The following is a 20800-nucleotide window of genomic DNA, read 5'->3' on the forward strand; positions in this document are numbered from 1 at the left end:
GACGCCCCGATGACTCCCACCGTCGAACTCGCCACCCTCGCGGTGGGAACCACCCTGCCGCAGTTGGTGATCCACGCCGACCCCACGTTCGTGATCAGCACCGCCCTGGCCACCAGGGACTTCCAGGATGTGCACCACGACCGCGACAAGGCGGTCGAGCGCGGGTCGAGCGACATCTTCGTCAACATCCTCACCGACACCGGTCTGGTGCAGCGCTTCGTCACCGACTGGGCCGGTCCGCGTGCGCTGGTCAAGCGCATCGCTCTTCGTCTCGGCGTGCCGCTGTACTCCGGTGACACCCTGACCCTTTCCGGCACGGTCACCGAGATCGACGGCACCCAGGTCACCATCGACGTGCACGGCACAGACAGCCTCGGTGAGCACATCACCGCCACGGCCGTCATCGCCCTTCCCGATCTGGAGCCGAAATGAGCACCACCTCCGCCGAATCCGCCGGCCTTTCCGGTCGCGCCGCCATCGTCGGCATCGGTGCCACCGACTTCTCCAAGGACTCCGGACGCAGCGAATTGCGGTTGGCCGCGGAGGCGGTCGGCGCGGCGCTGGCCGACGCGGGTCTCACGCCCGCCGACGTCGACGGCCTCACCACCTTCACCATGGACACCAACACCCAGGCCGCGGTGGCCAGGGCGGTCGGCATTCCGAGTCTGAAGTTCTTCAGCCACATCGGATACGGCGGCGGCGCGGCCTGCGCGACCGTGCAGCAGGCCGCGATGGCCGTGGCCACCGGGGTAGCCGATGTCGTGGTGGCATATCGCGCGTTCAATGAACGATCCGGCGCCCGATTCGGTCAGTTCTCGCCCGCGCTGGCCGCCGCGCCCACGTCGTCGGGGATCGACGCGGGCTGGGCCTACCCGCAGGGGCTCGGCACGCCCGCCGCGCAGGTCGCGATGGTCGCCCGCCGGTACATGCATGTCACCGGCGCGACCAGTGCCGATTTCGGCGCGGTGGCGGTGGCCGACCGCAAGCACGCCGCGGTGAACCCCAACGCTTTCTTCTACGGCAAGCCGATCACCTTGGAACAGCACCAGGATTCGCGCTGGATCGCCGAACCGCTGCACCTGCTCGACTGCTGCCAGGAATCCGACGGTGGCGTCGCCATCGTGGTCACGAGCGCCGAACGCGCCCGCGACCTCCCGCAGCGTCCGGCGATCATCGCGGCCGCCGCGCAGGGCAGCGGCGCGGACCAGTACGTGATGACCAGCTACTACCGCGACGCCATGACCGGGCTGCCGGAAATGGGGCTCGTCGGCGACCAGCTGTGGGCGCAGAGCGGCCTGACCGCCGCCGACATGCAGGCCGCGATCCTCTACGACCACTTCACCCCGTTCGTCCTCATGCAGCTCGAGGAGCTCGGCTTCTGCCCCCGTGGCGAAGCCAAGAACTTCATCGCCGACGGCGCCATCGAGCTCGGCGGACGCCTTCCGCTCAACACCCACGGCGGCCAGCTCGGTGAGGCCTATATCCACGGCATGAACGGCATCGCCGAAGCGGTTCGCCAGATCCGCGGCACCTCGGTCAACCAGGTCGACGCCCTGGAACGCATCCTGGTCACCGCGGGTACCGGCGTCCCCACCTCCGGACTTGTCCTGACGTCGTAGCCTCGGCTCTCGTACGCTCGACCGGGTGACTCCCCGCCACCTGGTCGACGTGCACGTCCTGCTGATCCGCGGTGACGAGGTGCTGCTGAGCCTGCGCCGCAGCGGCGACGAGTTCGATCACCGCTGGCACCTGCCGTCGGGAAAGGTCGAAGCCGGCGAGTCGGCGGCGGCGGCCGCGGTCCGTGAGGCCGCGGAGGAGGTCGGGGTCGACATCGATCCCACCGCCCTGCGGTTGTTCCACGTCGCCCACGTCACCGCCCTCGGTCGCGACGCCCGGCTCGGCCTGTTCTTCCGCGTCGAGTCGTGGCGCGGTGAGCCTTTCAATCGGGAACCCGATAAATGCTATGCATTGCAATGGTTTCCGCTGACCGAGTTGCCCGCCGACCTGATCGAGTATTCCGCGCTCGGATTGGCCGCGCTGAATTCGACCGCCACCTATTCCGAATTCGGCTGGCGGGACTGACCGCTCGTCAGGAAATCGGTCAGCGGTCGGGCGAGTTGGTCGACGGTGCCCGCTGTTCCCGCGCGCAGTCCCGCGAACCGATCGAAGACGAGTCCTTCCAGCAGTGCGAGGAAGTCGTGCGCCCACTCGCGTGGTTCGGCGGCGCCGAGGGCGCTGAACAGGTCTGTCGCGCGGTCCAGGGAGAACAGGCTGCCCGCCAGTCGGCTGTGCAGTTCTGGGTCGGACAGGACCTCGATGATCAGGGCGTGCCGCGCGATCAGCTCGTTACGGCGATGGACGAGTAGCTGATCGAGCCAGGTCGCGATGTCGTGCGCGACCTGCACGGGATCCATCGGCCGACTTGCTGATTCCGCGCGCGCGACCCGCGTCAGGTCTTCCGGGTCGGCCGATGATTCGTCCTGCGCGGCCACGAAATCCGCGCGTGAGCGGGTGGTGATCCCGTCGGCCACCGCCTCGATCAGGGCTCGTCGCGTGCGGAAGTAGTACGAAGTCGAACCCGCGGGCAGGGCCAGCTGGGTGTCCAGCGCGCGGTGGGTGAGCGCGCGGATGCCCCGGGTCGCGATGAGTTCGATGGCGCCCGTCACGATCTGTGCCCGCCGGTCTGTGGACATCGTCACCTCTCCTGGCCGTCGGCGACGCCCGTCCTCTACAACTGTAGAGGAACGAGGAGGTTCGCATGAAACCCGACACCGTGGTGCTCGACCCCGCACAGCAAGCGGCCCTACACGCGCTCGAATCACTGCTCGATCCGGTCGGCGGGCACCTCACACACGGTGGGCCCCTTGCTCGACGCACTGGCCGGTTCGGCCTCCCGCGCCTCGCTGAAAGCGGCGGTCGGCGATCGGGCGCTATCGCCGCCCTGCGCGGGCGCCCGGCCGCACTCGGCAACCAGCAGGCAGGTCGCCCCGGGGGCTCCGGCGACCCGAGGGCTGATCGCGGCGGCATCTACCTGCACGGCCGACCGGGCCGCGGCAAGACCATGGTGATGGACCGGTTCTTCGGCGCGGTCGAGACACGGTGCAAGCGCCGCTTCCACTTCCACAGTTTCTTCGCCGCCCTCCATACCGCCACGCACACGCTGGGTTCGATCGAACGGGCCATCGACGAACTCCTCGGCGACGCCGACCTGGTCTGCTTCGACGAATTCCACGTCACCGATATCGGCGATGCCATGCTCGTCGCCCGCATGCTCGAAGCCCTCTTCGCCGACCACCGCACCCTCGTGGTCACCTCGAACTACCGGCCCCAGGAGCTCCTGCCCAACCCGCTGTTCCACGACGCGTTCCTGCCCACCATCGAGTTGATCCTCGCCCACCTCCGCCCGGTCGCTGTCGATGGACCACTCGACTACCGCACCCGCACGTCACACCGCGACACCGGCTTCCTCGCGGGTCGCTACGTGCTCACAGTGGGTGCCGGACCCCTGACGGGTGCCGGCCCCGTCGAGGTGTCCCTCGGCAACGGCCGGAGCATCCGCGCCCACGCCGCCACCGATGCCATCACTCTCGATTTCCACGACATCTGCGCCGCCCCCACCAGTGCCGCCGACTACCTCCGCCTCACCGAGCGCTACCGCCACTGGACCCTGCGCGAGGTCCCGCCGCTGCGCGAGGTCCCGCCGGACTGGTCGATGCGCCTGGTGAATCTCGTCGATGTCCTCTACGACGCCGATCTCCCGTTCACGATCCACGCTCCGGAGCCCGCGCACGACCTGACAGCGGGCGTCCCGGCGATCCCCGATCTGGCTCGCACCGCCAGCCGCCTCGGTGAGTTGCCATTAACTGGCGTGCCAGACGTTCGCACTGCTTAGCAAGCCCTTGATCGCGGGGGGACAATAAGAAGGGAGGGGTCCAAAAGCATCGATTTCCTCTCGAGCGGACCACTCGGCATGTAACTATGTGGCTGTTTTGTGCAGTCTCTGGGGTTTGGTGGTACAGCTGTGATCGGGGTGAATCAGCCCATTACGCGGGCGATCGTCGTGATCGCACTGGTCGTCGCTTCGACGATCGCGTTGCAGGGCACGCTGCCCGGCTCCGGCGCGACCTCGACCGGAGCCCCTTCCGCGCTGCTCGTCGCCGTGATGCCGGTACTGCTGCTGGTCTCGATCGTCATCCTGGTCGCGGGCGTGATCGCCAGTCAGCACCGCCTGCCGCTGGCGATGCCGGAAGCCGAACGCGACGCCATGCCGCGCATCCAGTGGCGCAGGATGGCGCTGCTGGTCCCGGTCGCCGTCGCCGCGGTGGCGCTGATCTTCGCAGGCGGGGTCACCGCACTGTTCCTGCTGCCCGGCGCCCGCCCGATGCGCCCGGCCTCCGAGACGCTGACCGAGGGCTCCGGCCCCGTCCCCACGACCGACACCCATGCCGCGGATCCCACCACCGGACCCACCGAACTCACCGGCACCGCCCTGGTGATCGCGGCGATCCTGGCCATCGTGCTGATCGTGGTCGCGCTGGTCGGCCTGGTCGTCGTGGCTGTCGCCGCGCGTCGTGAACCGGCCCCCGTCGCGCCCGTCGAGGACGAACCGACCTCGAGTGAAGTCGACTCCCTCACGCGCGCCGCCGAAATGGGCCTCGCGGCGATGAACGCCCCGGGTCAGGACCCGCGCACCGCCATCATCGCCTGCTATGTGGCGATGGAGCGCGGTCTGTCCAGCGACCGCGCCGCCCGCCCGCTGGCCTCGGACACCCCGATGGAGGTGCTGGCCAGGGCCTTCGAAAGCGGTGTGCTGCACGATGCTTCGGCCCGCGAGCTGGTCGCGCTGTTCGAGGAGGCGCGGTTCAGCCCGCACTCGATGCTCGAATGGCAGCGCATGCGCGCCGAACAACTGCTGCGCATCGTCCTCACGGACCTGCAGCGCAGGCTGGTGACGGCATGAGCGGACCGGAGGCGGTAGCTCGCGTCACCACGCAGGTCGCCGGAGCATGCCAGGAGGGCTCAGCGTGAACCGGACTTCGGTGATTGTGACGGCCGTGCTCGCGGTCGCGGTGATCGAAGTGACGTTGGTGCGTCTTGATCGTGACTCGGTGCTGCTCGCGGTCGCCGTGCCGGTGGCCGCGGCGCTCGCGATGCTGGTCTGGTCGCTGCGGCACCGCGTGATCCGCGAGGAACCGCTCACCGAGTACATCGACAACGGTCCGGCGGAGATGCTCGGTCGCTGGCACGCGCGCGCCGAGATGCTCACCGCCCGCGCCGACGGCACCCGCGCCGACTGGGACCGCCACCTGCGGCCGCTGCTCGCCAAGGAATTCGAGCTGTCCACCGGGCTGAGGGTTTCCAAGAATCGCCGGGCCACCGAGGCCGCCGGTCAGCTGCAGTTCGGACCTGAACTGTGGCGCTGGGTGGATCCGGCGAACTCCGCGTTGCGCGATCACACCGGTCGCGCACCGGGTAGAGAGGCGCTGGATGAGATCCTGCGCCGTTTGCAGACGATGTGAGGGGTTAGAGGCCACCGATGACAATGCCGTTGAACGTGACCGTCCAGCGCTCCGATGCCGTACTGCGTGAGCTGGGCCGTGTCGTGGTCGGCAAGCGAGATGAGTTGCAGCTCATCATGATTGCCGTGCTGGCCGGAGGCCACGTACTCATCGAGGACCTGCCGGGCCTCGGAAAGACCCTGATCGCGCGGTCTTTCGCGGCCGCGCTCGGCCTGGACTTCACCCGCGTGCAGTTCACGCCCGATCTACTGCCCGCCGACCTGCTGGGTTCGACGATCTATGACATGGCGTCGGGCCGGTTCAACTTCCGTCGCGGTCCGGTGTTCACCAATGTGCTGCTCGCCGACGAGATCAACCGCACGCCGCCCAAGACCCAGGCCGCGCTGCTGGAGGCGATGGCCGAGGGTCAGGTGAGTATCGACGGCGAAACCTTCCTGCTCCCACAGCCTTTCGTGGTGCTGGCCACCGACAACCCGATCGAGTACGAGGGCACCTACCCGCTGCCCGAGGCCCAGCTCGACCGCTTCGCCATCCAGCTGCGTCTCGGATACCTCTCCGAGGCCGACGAGACGCAGATGATCCGGCGCAGGCTCGAACGTGGTTCCACCGCACCGCAAGTGGGCCAGGTGGTCGACGCGCAGGGGCTGATGGAGATGCGTCAGTCGGTCGAGTTCGTCACGGTGCACCCCGACGTGGTGAGCTACGTCGTCGCGCTGGCCTCGGCCACCCGCAGTCATCCGCAGGTGGAAGTCGGCGCCAGCCCACGTGCCGAACTCGATCTGGTGCAGATGTCGCGGGCGAGGGCGCTGCTCCTCGGGCGCGACTATGTGATTCCCGAAGACGTGAAAGCCCTCGCGGTGGCGGCGATGTCGCATCGCATCACGTTGCGCCCCGAAATGTGGGTGCGTCGTATCCGTGGCGAGGACGTCATCACCGAACTACTCCGCCGGCTACCGGTGCCCCGCGCCACGAGCACATGAAGCATCGCGACGAATCCAGAACGGTCGAGGTCGACCTCCGGTGGCGGCCCGCGCCACTGGTGTTCATCCTGGCCGGTTGCGCGGCAGCGGCACTGGTCGTCGCGGTGCTGCTGGGGCAGTGGCAGCTGGTCGTCTTCGCGGCGCCGATGCTCGGTGTGCTCGCCACCTCGCCGTGGCAGCAGGCGCCGACCAGGGTCCAGGTCGACGGCAGCGGCACCGTGCGCTGTTTCGAGAACGAGGTGATCGGTTGCAGCGCGGTCGCTTTCGTCGAGAGCGGGCACGCGCTGCTGCGGATGACCGCCCTGCCGATGCCCGGCCTGGAGCTCGAGGTCGAGGAAGCCCACGATTCCGGTGGTGCGCCCGCGGGCATGCGGCTCGGGCTCTCGGCCACCCGCTGGGGCCGGTATCCGGTGCAGGTGAAGGTGTCCGCGCTGAGCCCGGCCGGTCTCGCGGTCGCGACGACCGAGCTGCCCGCGGCCAAGCTCTACGTGTATCCCATCGCCGATCCGCAGCGAATGCGCATGCCGCGCACCGAACTTCCCGACCGCATCGGCACCCACCTGACCCGCAGGCACGGCCCCGGTGTCGAATACGCCGACATCCGCGCCTACACGCCGGGCGATCAATTGCGCGCCGTCAACTGGCCGGTGAGCGCGCGGCGCGGCAGGCTCTACGTCACCCAGCGGTTCACCAACCGCTCCGCCGACGTGGTCGTCATGGTCGACACATCTTTGCAGGCGCCCGGCCCCGCCAGCGCTTCGCTGGAACTGTCGGTGCGCGGCGCCGCCCAGGTGGTGCAGTCGACCCTGCAATCCGGCGACCGCACCGCCGTGGTCTGCCTCGGTGAATCGCCCCGCTGGCTGCGCCCCGACATCGGCCGCAGACAGTTCTACCGCATCGTCGACACCGTTCTGGGCGTCGGCGACGAACACGTCGAGACCACCGGCACCCTGGCGCCGCACGCCGCCGTGCCGATCGGCGCGATCGTGGTGGCCTTCTCCACCCTGCTCGACACCCAGTTCGCGCTGGCCCTGATCGACCTGCGCAAACGCGGCCACGTGGTGGTCGCGGTCGACGTCCTGCGCGGCACACCCTTCGAGGACGGCCTCGACCCGACCATGGCCAAGATGTGGCAGCTCGAACGGGCCTCGATGTATCGGGACATGGGCACCGTCGGCGTCGACATCATCGCCTGGCCCGAAGACACCCGCCTGGACCAGGCCATGCGCCTGCTCCCCGAACACCGCCGAGCAGTACGGGTACGCCGATGACGAGATTCCTTGCTCTGCTGGCCGGTCTGCTCCTGGTCGCCGCGGTCGCGCTGATCAATCCCCTCGCCGGGGTGCCCGCGCTGGCCCTGGTGATCGCGAGCTGGTGGTGGCGCCCGGCCTCGGTCGGCGCGGTGCTGATCACCGTCGCCGCTCTTGCTTTCGCCGACGTCGGCGTAATAGCCGCAGCGGCAACAGGTTTGGTCGCCACCACCTACCTGCTCAACGCGGCCGTCCTGCACGCCCCCGAGGGTGTGGTCCCCACCACCATCCCCTCGGTGGGCGGCGCGGTCCTGTTCACCATCGCCGCCGCCACGGCGGCCTGGGTCCCCGTCCAGCTGATCTGGGCGCCTCTGGCCGCGCCCATCCTCATCGTCGCGATCTACGCGCTCCTGGTGAGCGGCCTCTCGGCCAAGGGCCCCACCGTCGAAGAGATCCGCACCGAGTAGGTCGTGGTCAGGCGGGATCTTTGACCAGCACCGCCCGGGTGTAGAGCAGGGCGAAGCCTTGGGCTTGGGAGTTCTGCTGGGATTTCGATCCGGGCTGGGTGGTGACGACCGCGAGGTCGCAGTCGGCCGCGGCCGCCGCGTTGAGCCGGGTGGAGAGCAGCGCTGTCTGGACGCCTTGTCGACGATGCTCGGGGAGCGTCGCCGCCCCGGCGAGAGCGGCGATGCCGCCGGTCAGGCGAAGGCTCGCGCCGCCTGCGGGCTCGCCTGCGCGGTAGGCCAGGTAGCGATGGGTGTTGTTGGTGGCGGCCAGGTCTCGGACGGCGGAGGCGAGGATGTCGCGGGGGAAGTCCTCGGTGGCGGGTAGGCCGTCGTCGTCGGGGTGGGCGAAGCCGTCGACGACGATATCGAGCCAGGAATCCATGTCGTCGTCATCGCGGCGCACCTCGACCGACTGCGGAACCAGCCACGCACGGCCGCGCAGGCGCAGGCCGAGCACGTTCTCGAACGATGTCAGCCGATACCCGCGCGCGGTCAGTTCGGCGCCGATCCGCGGGTCGGCGAGATGGGCCAGCTCGACCTGGACCGGCGCCCCCACCTCGGCATAAGCCTGTTCGACCGCCTCCCACTGCGCCGTCGAGGGCACCCCGGCGAAGCCGACGCCGACCACCTTGTTCAACGGCGAGTTCGGGCCGGCGAAACACGCTGCGCCACCGGCGATCTCCTGTGTGAACCGGCCGGTCGTCGTGGTCGTCCCGCGGAGTCCCGCGTTCACCCCACCGGCAATGGCCTCGGTCTCCATCCGCTCGATTCGACCGGCCATGCCGGTATCGCAGAACAACGCCGCCGCATCCTCGCTCATCAGCCAGTTATATCGCCCCTGTCCAGCGAGTTTCGGAGGGTCGGCGGACTAGCGGTCGGGCCGCCAGGGGATCCGCCCGTCGCCGTCGCCGGTGGGGGTCCGGTTCTCGGACCAGTCCCACAGGGGCTGGAGAGACTCGGCGAGGAGGGCGCCTTCGGTGGTGAGCTCGTAGGCGCCGCGCTGGCCGTTCTTGCGGATCAGCGCCGCGGACTGGAGCTGCTGGAGTCGGTCCGAGAGCATGCTCGACGAGCAGTTGCCCATGCGACGGCGGAGGTCGAGGAAACCGAGAGGGCCCGGCTCCAGTTCCCAGATCACGCGCAGCATCCAGCGCTGGCCGAGTAGGTCGATCGCGGCCAGGATCGCTTGCGAGGGTTCGTCGCCAGTTGCGCTTCTCATTCAGAAGCACGATAGTTGCTTCTGAATCAGAAGCGTTATGACCGGTCGGGGATGTGGCGAGGAGATCGACGATGGATTCGACAATTCAGCGAATCGTGCTGGTGACCGGGGCCTCGCGGGGCATCGGGGCGGAGGCGGCCGCGCAGTTCGGGGCGGCGGGAGCGCATGTCGTCGTGAACTTCCGGGAGAAGCGCAAGCGGGCCCAGGATGTCGTGGACGGGATCGTGACGGCGGGCGGCAGCGCCTCGGTGCTCGGCGCCGATGTCTCCGATCCGGCGGCTGTCGAGGCGATGGTCGAGGAGGTCGGCCGGACGTTCGGCCGGCTGGATACCTTGGTGCTCAACGCGTCCGGCGGACTCGAGCGGGACGCCGATGCCGGGTACGCGCTCCGACTCAACCGGGATGCGCAGGTGAACCTGGCGACGGCGATGCTGCCGCTGATGCCCGAGGGCGGCCGGATCGTGTTCGTCACCAGCCATCAGGCGCACTTCATCCACGAAAACGACAACGTGCCACAGGGTTACACGCCGATCGCACGGAGCAAGCGGGCCGGCGAGGATGCGCTGCGAGCGCTGATCCCCGAATTCCGTGAGCGCGGAGTCGGTTTCACGGTGGTGTCCGGCGACATGATCGACGGGACGATCATCGTCCGCCTGCTGGAACGGCGCGACCCGGGCAGTGTCGAATCCCGCCGCGCGGCAGGCCCGTTGCCCACGGTCGAGGACTTCGCGCGTGTGATCGTTCAGGCCGGCACCGACGCGGTCGCGGACGGCCACACGTTCTACGTCGGCGGTCACGACTACCAGGCCGCATCGCGGCGGTGACGGACTCGATCCAATTGGATCGAGTCGAACCCGCAGCAGTTAGTCCTTGGGATCGCTGTGCACAAAGAAGCTGTGTGCAGAGAAACAGCACCGGGCCGGCAGGATATCTGGCGGCCCGGTGCTGGGTGAGGAACTATCAGGCGGTGACCGAAGCTTCGCGCTGGAGTTCCAGGGCGATGTCGATGAGCTGGTCTTCCTGGCCGCCGACGAGCTTGCGCTTGCCGGCGCGGACGAGCATTTCGGCGGCGGAGACGCCGTAGCGTTCGGCCTGGCGTTCGGCGTGGCGCAGGAAGCTGGAGTAGACGCCCGCGTAGCCCATCATCAGGGCCTGACGGTCGAGCAGGCATTCCGACGGCATGGCCGGGCGGACCACGTCCTCGGCGGCGTCGGTGACGGCGAAGAAGTCCACGCCGGTCTTGACACCGAGCTTGTCGCAGACGCCGATGAAGGCTTCGACCGGCAGGTTGCCCGCGCCCGCGCCGAAGCGGCGAGCCGAACCGTCGATCTGGGTGGCGCCCGCGCGCACGGCGTAGACCGAGTTCGCCACGGCGAGGCCGAGGTTCTCGTGGCCGTGGAAGCCGACCTGGGCGTCGTCGCCGAGTTCGGCCACCAGCGCCGAGACGCGGTCCGAAACCTGTTCCAGCACAAGCGCGCCCGCCGAGTCGACGACGTACACGCACTGGCAGCCCGCGTCGGCCATGATGCGCGCCTGCTTGGCCAGCAGTTCCGGGGTAGTGCTGTGCGCCATCATCAGGAAGCCGACGGTCTCCAGGCCCAGATCCCGCGCGTAGCCGAAGTGCTGAATGGACACATCGGCTTCGGTGCAGTGGGTGGCGATGCGGCAGATGGACGCGCCGTTGTCCTGCGAGATCTTGATGTCCTCCTTGATGCCCACACCGGGCAGCATCAGGAAGGCGATCTTGGCCTGCTTGGCGGTCTCCGCGGCGGCCTTGATCAGTTCCTGCTCCGGGGTCTTGGAGAACCCGTAGTTGAACGAGGACCCGGCCAGGCCGTCACCGTGGGTGACCTCGATGACCGGGACACCGGACGCGTCGAGCGCGCCGACGATGTCGCGAACCTCGGTCACGGTGAACTGGTGACGCTTGTGATGCGAGCCGTCACGCAGCGAGGTATCGGTAACGCGCACATCGAGTTCGCCCGAGTAGGGCTTGCGCACATTGCTCATGATTGAGTTCTCCCTTACACCCGAGCCGAGATGATTTGATCGGCCAGCACATCGCCGACCTTGGTGGCCGCGGCCGTCATGATGTCGAGGTTGCCCGCGTACGGCGGCAGGAAGTCGCCCGCACCCTCGACCTCGACGAAGATCGACACCTTCGCCAAGCCGCCGGATACCAGCGACGGGTCGTCGAACTGGGGTTCGTTGAGCAGCCGGTAGCCGGGCACGTACTCCTGAATGGACTTCTCCATCCGGAAGATCGACTCGGAGATCGCGTCGCGGTCGGCATCCTCGGGGATGGCGCAGAAGATGGTGTCGCGCATGATCATCGGCGGCTCGGCCGGGTTCAGGATGATGATGGCCTTACCGCGTTCGGCGCCACCGATGGTCTCCACACCCTTGGAGGTGGTCTTGGTGAACTCGTCGATGTTCGCGCGGGTACCCGGACCGGCCGACACCGAGGACACCGAGGCCACGATCTCGGCGTAGGACACCGGGACAACCCGCGAGACCGCGTTGACCATCGGAATCGTGGCCTGGCCACCGCAGGTGATCATGTTGACGTTCGCCGCGTCCCGCAGCGAATCCAGGTTCACCGGGGGGATCACGGCCGGGCCGACGGCGGCCGGGGTGAGGTCGACGGCACGAATACCCGCGGCCTCGTATTTCGGCGCGTACGCACGGTGTACGTAGGCGGAGGTGGCCTCGAACAGCAGATCGGGCTTCTCGTCGAGGGCGAGCAGCCAGTCCGCGCCCTCGGCGGAGGTTTCCAGACCCAGCCCGCGTGCCCGCTTCAGCCCCTCCGAATCCGGGTCGATGCCGATCATCCAGCGCGGCTCGATCTTGTCCGAGCGCAGCAGCTTGTACAGCAGGTCGGTGCTGATGTTGCCGGACCCCACGATCGCGGCGGTGACTTTGCTGGTCACGGTGTACTCCTAGGAAGTCTCAGCTGAAACGCAAACGGACGGAACCGAGTCCGGTGAACTCGGCGAGGAAGTCGTCACCGGGGCGGGCGTCGATGGCGCGGGTGCAGGAACCGGGGAGCACGATGTCGCCCTTCTTCAACCGCACCCCGAAGGTCGCGACCTTGCGCGCCAGCCACGCGACGGCGATCACCGGATCGCCCAGCACCGCGTCGCTGCGGCCCTCGGCGATGACCTCGCCGTTGCGGGTGAGTACGGCGTCGATGGCCTTGATGTCGATGTCGCCGGGTGCGACGCGTTCTTTGCCGAGCACCCACCCGGCCGAGGAGGCGTTGTCGGCGATGGTGTCGGTCAGGCCGATCTTCCAGTCGTTGATGCGCGAGTCGATGAGTTCGATCGAGGGCGCGTACGCGACAGTCGCGGCCAGCACGTCGGCCTCGGTGCAGTCCTCACCGGGCAGATCGGCGCCGAGCACGAATCCGACCTCGACCTCCACGCGCGGCAGCAGGAACTTCGCGGTGTCGACGGGGACGTCTTCGTAGACCTCCATGTCGGCGAGCAGGTGACCGTAGTCGGGCTCGTCGACGCCCATCATCTCCTGCATCGCCTTCGACGACAGCCCCACCTTGTGCCCGACGACCTTCGCGCCGGACCGGAGCCTGCGCTGGATGTTGAGCAGCTGGATCTCGTAGGCGTCGACCACATCGATATCGGGGAACCGGTCGACGAGCGGCGACACGGCGACCCGGTCGTCTTCGGCGCGGGCGAGTTCGTCGGCGAGTTGAGTTCGTACCGCGTCAGGCAGCACGCGGACCTCCTTGGCAGCACGGTCGGAAGGATCTAGATGCCAAAACTGTAACCGGTTTTCCAGTTCAGCATCAGCCGTTCACCTGACAATACAACGCTACATCTGGTGATTTCTGCAACATGTTCTACTGAGTTCTACTTTTATCTGTCCAACGACCGGACCCTTCTATAACGTGTTCTACATGAGTGATCGGGAATACGATGTCGTGGTCGTCGGTAGCGGCGCCGCCGGGATGACCGCCGCCCTCGCGGCGGCGCACAAGGGACTGAGCGTTGTGCTGCTGGAGAAGGCCGCGCACTACGGTGGGTCGACGGCCCGATCCGGCGGTGGCGTCTGGATTCCGGGCAACAAGGCGTTGCTCGCCGCGGGCCGCCCCGACGACCGCGAGGACGCGCGCACCTACCTGCACAGCATCATCGGCGACGTGGTGCCCGCCGAGAAGATCGACACCTACCTCGATCGCGGCGCCGAGGCGTTCGACTTCGTCCTCGACCACACCCCGCTGAAGATGAAGTGGGTTCCCGGCTACTCCGACTACTACCCCGAGGCCCCGGGCGGGCTCGGCCAGGGACGTTCGTGCGAGCCCACGCCGTTCAACGGCAAGGTGCTCGGCGCGGAACTGGCCAATCTGGAACCGCCCTACGCCAAGGCGCCGCTGAACGTGGTCGTCATGCAGGCCGACTTCGTACGGCTCAACCTGATCCGCCGTCATCCCAAGGGCGCGATGCGGGCGCTGCGCGTCGGCGCGCGCACCTACCTGGCCAAGTGGACCGGCAAGCATCTGCTCGGCATGGGGCAGGCCATCATCGCCGCCATGCGCAAGGGCCTGCTCGACGCGGGCGTGCCGGTGCTGCTCAACACCCCACTCACCGACCTGGTGGTCACCGACGGCAAGGTCACCGGGGTCAAGGCCACCGTCGATGGCGAACCGGTCACCTTCACCGCGCGCTACGGCGTGGTCCTCGGCGCGGGCGGGTTCGAGCACAATGCCGACATGCGGGCCAAGTACCAGCGTCAGCCGATAACCACTGAGTGGACAACCGGTGCCGCGGCCAACACCGGCGATGGCATCGTCGCGGGTATGGCAGCGGGTGCGACGGTCGGATTCATGGAGGACGCCTGGTGGGGTCCGACGATCTTCAAGGGCGGCAAACCCTGGTTCGCGCTGGCCGAGCGCAACCTGCCCGGCACCATCATGGTCAACGACCGGGGCGAGCGGTTCGGCAACGAGTCCGCCCCCTACGTCGAGGCGGTGCACACCATGTACGGCGGTGAGTACGGGCAGGGTGCGGGCCCCGGCGAGAACGTGCCGTCCTGGCTGGTGTTCGACCAGCGCTACCGCAACCGCTACATCTTCGCGGGCCTGCAACCGGGACAGCGCTTTCCGTCGCGCTGGATGGAGAACGACTACATCGTCAAGGCCGACACGATCGGGGAGCTCGCCGAGCGCATCGGCGTGCCCGTCGACAACCTGACCTCGACGATCGAGCGTTTCAACGGCTTCGCCGCCGCGGGCGAGGACGAGGACTTCGGCCGCGGCAACAGCCACTACGACCGCTACTACGGCGACCCGACCGTGAAGCCGAATCCGTGCCTGGCCGAACTGTCGCAGGGCCCGTTCTACGCGGCGAAGATGGTGCCCGGCGACCTCGGCACCAAGGGCGGCCTCGTCACCGATACGGCCGCACGTGTGCTGCGCGAGGACGATTCCGTCATCGACGGCCTCTACGCCGCGGGCAACACCAGCTCGCCGGTGATGGGCCACACCTACGCGGGCCCCGGCGCCACCATCGGCCCCGCGATCACCTTCGCCTACCTGGCGGTCCTCGACATCGTCGCCAAGAAGTCGACCGACTCGACGAAGGCGACAGCATGAGGGTCAGTCCGACGATCACGATCGGCTACCTGGCGGTCATCGACGTCTCGACGACCGGGTCGGCGGACGAGGTCGACGGATGAACGAGCCATTCGTACTGTTCAGCAGACATGCAGGAGTAACCCATGCCCATTGATCTGGCGACCGCGCTCGGCGCGACTCTGCCCTCGCGCGAGTTCAGCTGGACGCCCACCGACGTGCAGCTCTACCACCTTGGCCTCGGCGCGGGCGCCCGCCCGACCGACCCGGCCGAGCTGGCCTACCTCGACGATCGCGCACCCCAGGTGCTGCCGACGTTCGCGACGGTGGCGCCGACCCTCGGCGAAACCGAGCCGCCGCGAGTGAGCTTCCCCGGCATCGAGATCGACCTGGCCAAGGTCGTGCACGGGCACCAGGAAGTAGTGGCGCACAAGCCGATTCCGGCTGTGGGTAAAGCACTCTGGGCAGGTCGGATCGTCGAGATCTGGGACAAAGGCGCCAACGCGGTGATCGTGCAGGAGCACACCATCACCGGATCCGACGGTGAACCGCTGTGGACCGCGCGGTCCTCCATTTTCGCCAGGGGTGAAGGTGGCTTCGGTGGCGAGCGTGGTCCGAGTGCCCGCGTCGAACTGCCCGAGCGCGCCCCCGACGCGGAGCTGCTCACCCCCACGTTGCCGCAGCAGGCCCTGCTGTACCGCCTCTCCGGCGATCGCAACCCGCTGCACTCGGACCCCGAATTCGCCCGTGGCGCAGGTTTTCCCGCCCCGATCCTGCACGGGCTGTGCACCTACGGCACGGTATGCAAGGCCATCACCGACGCTCTGCTCGACAGTGACGCGGGCCGGGTCGGCGGGTTCCGGGCCAAGTTCGCCGGCGTGCTCTACCCGGGCGAGACCTTGCGCACCAAGGTGTGGCGCGAGGGCGACCAGTTGATCGCGGTCGTCACCGTGGTCGAACGAGACGATGCCCCCGTCCTCAGCGATGTCGCCCTGCGTATCGCCTGATCCGAACCACTGATCACCAGGTCGCCAGAGCGTGAGAACGCCGGTGGCCTGGTGATCATTTTTCGAGCGCGGTGATCGCTTGGGCGATGCGGCCGTCGGCGCACGCCGATTCGATGGCCGCGAACCCGGCCGGGCGCATCCGCCCCGCGGCGATGAGGGCTTCGGCCTTGGCGACGTTGACCTGCGACCAGGGGCTCCGTGCTCGACGCGGCGAGTATCGCTGCAGGTAGTGGTGGGTGTCGAGGCCGCGGCGATGGCTGTCTATCCAGCCGTAGCAGAGTGCGCCGTCCAGTGTTTCGCTGATCGTCACCGATTTCTCGGGGGCCTTCTTCTTTGCGATCAGCACCCACACCTCGCGGGCGTCGGCGTGGTTCGCCGCCAGCCACGTGTCCCAGGCTTCGGCGTCGGGGCAGGTGATGAATTCGATGTCCATGCCACCTATCCTCCGACTCAAAGTGCTCACCGAATGAGCACTTTGAATTCACGCCGGTTCGAGTGTCGCCAGTAGGGCGCCGGCGGCTCGGGTGGCCTGTTCGGTCCGTCGGGAATCGACGACTCCTTGCAGGTGAAATGCCCAGTGCGCCTCGAACAGGCACGCGAGCCCGTAGGCGCTGGTCGCGACGCGATCCGCCGGGGCGGCCGGGTACGCGGCGGCGAGCTGTCGCTCCAGTTCGGGTAGCCACCGCTCGGTCCACAACTCCCGCAGGCTGTGCCGGACCACCTCATCGCGCGCCGCGAGATTCACCAGTTCGCTCCACACCACCAGGTCGTCGCGGTTTCCGTAAGCGCCCGGTGCGAACATCCGTGCCACTCGATCCTCGATCGTCCCCTCGGCGCCCAGCCGCAGTTGCGCGTCACCGTACGCGGCGACGGCTTCGGTGACGAAGGCCCGCATCAGCCCGTCTCTACTGCCGAAATAGTGCAGCACCAGCGTGCGCTGCACCCCGGCCGCCGCGGCCACTCGCGACAGCGTCGTATCGGCGAAACCGTCGCTCGCCACGACGGAATGAGCGGCCCGCAGGATCTGACCGATCCGCTCCTTGGCCTTGCTCGGCCGCCCGACTTTATTTACTGTCATGTTAGTCAATATATTCGACGGGGAGGCAGTCATGCGAGTTCTGGCACTGGGTGGGGCAGGGGAGATGGGCAGGGTCGCCGCCCGCATCATGCACGGCGACGACAGGGTGACAGCACTGACGATCGCCGACCGGGACGAGGCCGCGGCGCGCGCGCTCGCCACCGAACTCGGCGCCACCGCTTGTCGACTGGACGCCACCGACGGCCCGGCGCTGACTTCGGCGATGCGGGATTTCGACCTGGTGGTGAATACGGTCGGCCCATATTTCCGCTTCGGCCCACCGATCCTGGCGGCGGCGATCGCCGCGCGCTGCGACTACATCGACATCTGCGACGATCCCCAGCCGACCATCGACATGCTGGAACTGGACGCGGCGGCGCGCGCGGCGGGGGTGACAGCGCTGGTCGGCATGGGCGCCAGCCCCGGTATCGCCAATCTGCTCGCCGTGCTGGCGGGCCGGGAACTCGACCGCGTCGACTCCGTGGTCACCGGCTGGAACATTCACTCCGCGCACACCGAACCGGCCGGTCCGGGGGCGACCGCGGCCGTGGTGCACGGCATGCGACAGATCGCCGGTGACATTCCGGTCATCCGCGACGGCGTGCGCGCCCAGCGCCCGGCCCTGGAACGGATGCGCATCGACTACCCGGGCCTGCGCACCGGAGAAGGCCGCAGCTTCGGTCACCCGGAGGCGATCACCGTGGCGCGAGCCTTCCCCGAACTCCGCGACGCGACCACCGTGGTCGTCGGCGACCGCTCGACCTCGGCGGCGCTGCTGGCCCTGCGCTGGGTAATGGGCGCTCGCCTGTTGACGCTGGATCAGGCGGCCGGGATGGCTGCCCGCGTCGAACGACTCCTGCCCGCCGATCCGGCGAAACTGATCACCGCCGGTGGCCTGCCACCGCTGTTCGCCGTCGCGACGGGCCTGCGGGCTGGAGTCGCCGCGACCGCCGCCACGGCGCTGTGTCAGGTCCCCGGTCTCACGATGGCCGACAACACCGGCGTGCCGTTGGCGGTCGCGGCACTGCTGCGGGCGAAGAGCCCCGGCGTCCACACGCCGGAGACCCTGCTCGATCCGCACGAATTCTTCACCGCGTTCGCCCCGCACTGTCTCGGTGCACCACGCCCGGCCGCGACGACGGTCACCACGCGCAGCTGGGACACCGAGGAGGACAACGCCGCGGCACTGTCGTCCGCGCTCCTGACCGCACTGCTCACCGCGAGATGAGCAGTGCACGCCACGCTGCCGACCGAGGCCGTGACCGCCTGCTCAGGCCGGTCGATTCACAGCCAGGTGTCGAGGCTGGTGGTGGTGAGGAAGTGGTCCAGGTCCGCGCGCCAGGGGGCGGGGGTGGTCTTGTCCGGCTCGATGCCGGTGTACTGGCCGCGGTAGAACAGCAGCGGACGACCACCGGTGGTGGCCGACTCCGCGAGCGCGTGGACCCGGCCGATGACGATGTAGTGGTCACCGCCGTCGACGACGGAGTCGACGGTGCATTCGATGGTGGCCAGGGAATCGTCGAGCACGGGGACGCCCAATGCGGATGTCCGCCAGCCGACTCCGGCGAACTTGTCGGTCTCGCGTGAGCCGAAGCGCGCGCACGTCGGCTGCTGTTCCTCGGAGAGCACGTTCACGCAGAACTTGCCCGCAGCCTCGATCGCTGCCCACGACCGCGACCCCTTGGTGGGGCAGAACAGCACGAGGGGCGGGTCGAGGGAGAGCGCGGCGAAGGACTGGCAGGCGAACCCGATGGGCTCACCGTCCGGATCGAGCGCGGTGATCACGGTGATGCCGGTGCAGAACTGCCCCAGCACGGTGCGGAACTGCCGGCCGTCGATCGCCGGTATCTGTTCAGTCATGTCCTTCGCCGCCCGTTCCTATTGCTGTTTGAATCCGACAGTGAAGTCGTGACCCCACAGGCTCACCGCGGTCGATTCGCGGGCGATCCAGTCGTGGTCGTCGACTTCCAGTCCTTCACAGCCGAATTCGATGTCGAATCCGCCGGGAGTCTTCATGTAGAAGGACAGCATCTTGTCGTTGATGTGGCGGCCGAGAGTGGCCGACATCTTCACCTTCTTGCGATAGGCGCGGTCCAGGCAGAGACCGACGTCGTCGGAGTTCTCCACCTCGACCATCAGGTGCACGATGCCGGTGGGGTTCGGCAGCGGCAGGAACGCCAGCGCGTGGTGGCGCGGGTTGCAGCCGTAGAAGCGCAGCCAGGCCGGGTCGCCGTCGGCGGGACGGCCGACCATCTGCGGCGGCAGCCGCATGGAGTCGCGCAGCCGGAAGCCGAGGATGTCCTGGTAGAACGCCTGTGCCGCGGCATCGTCGGTGCAGGTGAGAACCACGTGGCCCAATCCCTGCTCGGCGGTGACGAACTTGTGGCCGTAGGGGCTCACGAAGCGGCGGCCCAGGTACTGCGCGCCGTAGAACGCCTCGAGGGTGTTCCCGGACGGATCCTGGAACCGGATCATGCCCTCGACGCGTCGCTCACCCAGCTCTTCCTTGGTGCCCTCGGTGAAGGCGACCCCGGCCTTGCTCAGGGTTTCCCGCAGCTGTTGCAGGCCGGGCCCGTCGGTGACCTCCCAGCCCGAGACCAGCAGCCGGTCCTGCTCGCCGGGAACGATCACCAGTCGGGCGGCGAAATCGTCCATGCGCAGGTAGAGCGCGTCGGGGTTCAACCCGGTGCCCTCCATCATGCCGAGAACCTTGAGGCCGTACTCGCGCCAGGCCGCCATGTCGGTGGCCTCGATGCGCATGTAGCCCAGGGCGCGAATGCTCATTACTTCTCCCCGAGGAAATCGACGGTGAGCCGGTTGAACTCGTCGAACTTCTCCAGCTGTGCCCAGTGCCCGCAGCCACCGAACACATGCAGCTGGACTCGTGGGATCACCTTGGTGGCCACGAGCGCGCCGTCGAGGGGGTTCACCCGATCTTCGCGACCCCAGATCAACAGCACCGGCTGACGCAGCTTGTACGCGTCACGCCACAGCATGCCCTTCTCGAAGTCGGCGCCGGCGAACGACTTGCCCATCGCCTTCATCGCGGCCAGCGACTCGGGGGTACTCGCGAAGGCGAACCGTTCGTCGATGAGTTCCTCGGTCACCAGGGACTGGTCGAAGACCATGATCCGCAGGAACTTCTCCAGGTTGTCCCTGGTCGGTTCGTAGGTGAACTTCGAGAGCAGCTTCACGCCCTCGGTGGGGTCGGGCGCGAACAGGTTGGTGCTCAGCCCGCCCGGACCCATCAGCACGAGTTTGCCCGCGCGCGTGGGGTGGTCGAGTGCGAACCGCACCGAGGCGCCGCCGCCGAGAGAGTTGCCGAGCAGGTGCACCCGGTCGGTGATCTCGAGGTGATCGAGCAGCGCGAGCAGTGCGTTCGAGCTGTGCACGAAGTACTGCGGGTGGTCGATCGGCTTGTCGGACTTGCCGTAACCCGGCTGATCGGGCGCGATCACGTGATAGCGCTCGGCCAGCACCGGGATGTTGCGGGCGAAGTTCGACCACGCCGAGGCACCGGGTCCACCACCGTGCAGCAGCACGATCGTCGGCCCGTTGCCCACTCCGGCTTCGTGGTAGTGCAGCTTCAGATCGGGGGTGACCTGCGCGAAGCGTGAGGTCGATGCGTAGGTCAGTTCAGCGGTTCGGGTCATC

Annotated in this window: 24 protein-coding genes; 13 read left to right on the forward strand and 11 right to left on the reverse strand. The window is 68.1% G+C overall.

The genetic code is table 11. From position 1 onward, the window contains the following. The first annotated feature begins 9 nt into the window (after window positions 1-9). From ACFVVI_RS19860 to ACFVVI_RS19870, 3 genes are read left to right on the forward strand one after another with little or no spacing between them, the layout of a single operon-like run. Window positions 10-432, forward strand: a complete 423-nt coding sequence (locus tag ACFVVI_RS19860; RefSeq protein WP_378990704.1) for a MaoC family dehydratase — start codon at window positions 10-12, stop codon at window positions 430-432. Beyond that, on the forward strand, window positions 429-1619 hold the full coding sequence (locus tag ACFVVI_RS19865; protein WP_378990703.1) for a lipid-transfer protein: 1191 nt from the start codon (window positions 429-431) through the stop codon (window positions 1617-1619). The genes ACFVVI_RS19860 and ACFVVI_RS19865 overlap by 4 nt, the downstream gene beginning before the upstream one ends. Before the next feature lie 25 nt (window positions 1620-1644). Further along, a complete protein-coding gene (locus ACFVVI_RS19870) occupies window positions 1645-2082 on the forward strand; it encodes an NUDIX domain-containing protein (protein ID WP_387446229.1) in 438 nt (145 codons plus the stop codon). Here the strand turns inward: ACFVVI_RS19870 and ACFVVI_RS19875 are convergent. Then, entirely contained in the window at window positions 2055-2693 is a 639-nt protein-coding gene (locus tag ACFVVI_RS19875; RefSeq protein ID WP_387446231.1) for a TetR/AcrR family transcriptional regulator, read from the reverse strand. The two genes, ACFVVI_RS19870 and ACFVVI_RS19875, sit on opposite strands and share 28 nt — an antisense overlap. Window positions 2694-2758: 65 nt before the next feature. Here ACFVVI_RS19875 and zapE point away from each other — a divergent pair, with 65 nt between their 5' ends. The 6 genes from zapE (at window position 2759) to ACFVVI_RS19905 (ending at window position 8216) form a co-directional block, all read left to right on the forward strand. Next, window positions 2759-3892, forward strand: coding sequence for a cell division protein ZapE (zapE, locus tag ACFVVI_RS19880; RefSeq protein ID WP_387446232.1), 1134 nt, complete (start codon window positions 2759-2761; stop codon window positions 3890-3892). A gap of 138 nt (window positions 3893-4030) precedes the next feature. After that, window positions 4031-4960 (forward strand): DUF4129 domain-containing protein, encoded by a 930-nt coding sequence (locus ACFVVI_RS19885; protein WP_378990699.1) that lies wholly within the window; start codon window positions 4031-4033, stop codon window positions 4958-4960. A gap of 64 nt (window positions 4961-5024) precedes the next feature. After that, on the forward strand, window positions 5025-5519 hold the full coding sequence (locus tag ACFVVI_RS19890; RefSeq protein WP_101464691.1) for a hypothetical protein: 495 nt from the start codon (window positions 5025-5027) through the stop codon (window positions 5517-5519). 17 nt (window positions 5520-5536) lie between these two features. Beyond that, entirely contained in the window at window positions 5537-6499 is a 963-nt protein-coding gene (locus ACFVVI_RS19895; RefSeq protein WP_378970823.1) for an AAA family ATPase, read from the forward strand. Beyond that, complete coding sequence (locus tag ACFVVI_RS19900; RefSeq protein ID WP_387446234.1) at window positions 6496-7770, forward strand: DUF58 domain-containing protein; 1275 nt, start codon at window positions 6496-6498, stop codon at window positions 7768-7770. The genes ACFVVI_RS19895 and ACFVVI_RS19900 overlap by 4 nt, the downstream gene beginning before the upstream one ends. Continuing rightward, entirely contained in the window at window positions 7767-8216 is a 450-nt protein-coding gene (locus ACFVVI_RS19905) for a hypothetical protein (RefSeq protein WP_387446236.1), read from the forward strand. The genes ACFVVI_RS19900 and ACFVVI_RS19905 overlap by 4 nt, the downstream gene beginning before the upstream one ends. A 7-nt stretch (window positions 8217-8223) precedes the next feature. Here the strand turns inward: ACFVVI_RS19905 and ACFVVI_RS19910 are convergent, their stop codons facing one another. After that, window positions 8224-9054: a GNAT family N-acetyltransferase gene (locus ACFVVI_RS19910; protein WP_387446536.1), complete on the reverse strand. Its 831-nt coding sequence runs from the start codon at window positions 9052-9054 to the stop codon at window positions 8224-8226. Window positions 9055-9123: 69 nt separating this feature from the next. Further along, on the reverse strand, window positions 9124-9471 hold the full coding sequence (locus ACFVVI_RS19915; RefSeq protein WP_379312357.1) for a winged helix-turn-helix transcriptional regulator: 348 nt from the start codon (window positions 9469-9471) through the stop codon (window positions 9124-9126). Between the two features lie 71 nt (window positions 9472-9542). Here ACFVVI_RS19915 and ACFVVI_RS19920 point away from each other — a divergent pair, with 71 nt between their 5' ends. Then, a complete protein-coding gene (locus ACFVVI_RS19920; RefSeq protein ID WP_387446237.1) occupies window positions 9543-10295 on the forward strand; it encodes an SDR family oxidoreductase in 753 nt (250 codons plus the stop codon). Between the two features lie 136 nt (window positions 10296-10431). On the opposite strand, the gene dmpG is transcribed toward ACFVVI_RS19920, so the two are convergent. Genes dmpG through ACFVVI_RS19935 form a run of 3 tightly spaced genes read right to left on the reverse strand, consistent with a single transcriptional unit; the run spans window position 10432 to window position 13206 of the window. Next, window positions 10432-11481, reverse strand: coding sequence for a 4-hydroxy-2-oxovalerate aldolase (gene dmpG / locus ACFVVI_RS19925; RefSeq protein WP_387446239.1), 1050 nt, complete (start codon window positions 11479-11481; stop codon window positions 10432-10434). Window positions 11482-11495: 14 nt separating this feature from the next. Continuing rightward, window positions 11496-12401 (reverse strand): acetaldehyde dehydrogenase (acetylating), encoded by a 906-nt coding sequence (locus tag ACFVVI_RS19930; protein WP_378990693.1) that lies wholly within the window; start codon window positions 12399-12401, stop codon window positions 11496-11498. A 19-nt stretch (window positions 12402-12420) separates the two neighbouring features. Continuing rightward, window positions 12421-13206 carry a 2-keto-4-pentenoate hydratase gene (locus ACFVVI_RS19935; protein ID WP_387446241.1) on the reverse strand — a complete coding sequence of 262 codons (786 nt, stop codon included), beginning with the start codon at window positions 13204-13206 and terminating at the stop codon, window positions 12421-12423. Window positions 13207-13378: 172 nt separating this feature from the next. Here ACFVVI_RS19935 and kstD point away from each other — a divergent pair, with 172 nt between their 5' ends. Both kstD and ACFVVI_RS19945 read left to right on the forward strand, forming a co-directional pair. Beyond that, window positions 13379-15082: a 3-oxosteroid 1-dehydrogenase gene (gene kstD, locus ACFVVI_RS19940; protein WP_387446243.1), complete on the forward strand. Its 1704-nt coding sequence runs from the start codon at window positions 13379-13381 to the stop codon at window positions 15080-15082. Between the two features lie 125 nt (window positions 15083-15207). Then, the gene (locus ACFVVI_RS19945; RefSeq protein ID WP_387446244.1) at window positions 15208-16068 is read left to right on the forward strand and encodes a MaoC/PaaZ C-terminal domain-containing protein; all 861 of its coding nucleotides are present in this window, start codon (window positions 15208-15210) and stop codon (window positions 16066-16068) included. Between the two features lie 55 nt (window positions 16069-16123). Here the strand turns inward: ACFVVI_RS19945 and ACFVVI_RS19950 are convergent, their stop codons facing one another. Further along, window positions 16124-16501, reverse strand: a complete 378-nt coding sequence (locus ACFVVI_RS19950) for a YdeI family protein (protein ID WP_387446245.1) — start codon at window positions 16499-16501, stop codon at window positions 16124-16126. 48 nt (window positions 16502-16549) lie between these two features. Further along, entirely contained in the window at window positions 16550-17146 is a 597-nt protein-coding gene (locus ACFVVI_RS19955) for a TetR/AcrR family transcriptional regulator (protein WP_387446247.1), read from the reverse strand. Between the two features lie 31 nt (window positions 17147-17177). Between ACFVVI_RS19955 and ACFVVI_RS19960 the strand changes: the two genes are divergently transcribed. After that, window positions 17178-18374 (forward strand): saccharopine dehydrogenase family protein, encoded by a 1197-nt coding sequence (locus ACFVVI_RS19960; protein WP_387446249.1) that lies wholly within the window; start codon window positions 17178-17180, stop codon window positions 18372-18374. 56 nt (window positions 18375-18430) lie between these two features. On the opposite strand, the gene hsaB is transcribed toward ACFVVI_RS19960, so the two are convergent. From hsaB to hsaD, 3 genes are read right to left on the reverse strand one after another with little or no spacing between them, the layout of a single operon-like run. Beyond that, on the reverse strand, window positions 18431-19006 hold the full coding sequence (gene hsaB, locus ACFVVI_RS19965) for a 3-hydroxy-9,10-secoandrosta-1,3,5(10)-triene-9,17-dione monooxygenase reductase subunit (protein WP_378990686.1): 576 nt from the start codon (window positions 19004-19006) through the stop codon (window positions 18431-18433). A gap of 18 nt (window positions 19007-19024) precedes the next feature. Next, complete coding sequence (hsaC, locus tag ACFVVI_RS19970) at window positions 19025-19930, reverse strand: iron-dependent extradiol dioxygenase HsaC (RefSeq protein WP_378990685.1); 906 nt, start codon at window positions 19928-19930, stop codon at window positions 19025-19027. Next, window positions 19930-20799: a 4,5:9,10-diseco-3-hydroxy-5,9,17-trioxoandrosta-1(10),2-diene-4-oate hydrolase gene (gene hsaD, locus ACFVVI_RS19975; protein ID WP_378990684.1), complete on the reverse strand. Its 870-nt coding sequence runs from the start codon at window positions 20797-20799 to the stop codon at window positions 19930-19932. The genes hsaC and hsaD overlap by 1 nt, the downstream gene beginning before the upstream one ends. Window position 20800: the final 1 nt, after the last annotated feature.

Origin of the sequence: Nocardia sp. NPDC058114 (assembly GCF_042884695.1) — a bacterium.
Lineage (GTDB): Bacteria > Actinomycetota > Actinomycetes > Mycobacteriales > Mycobacteriaceae > Nocardia.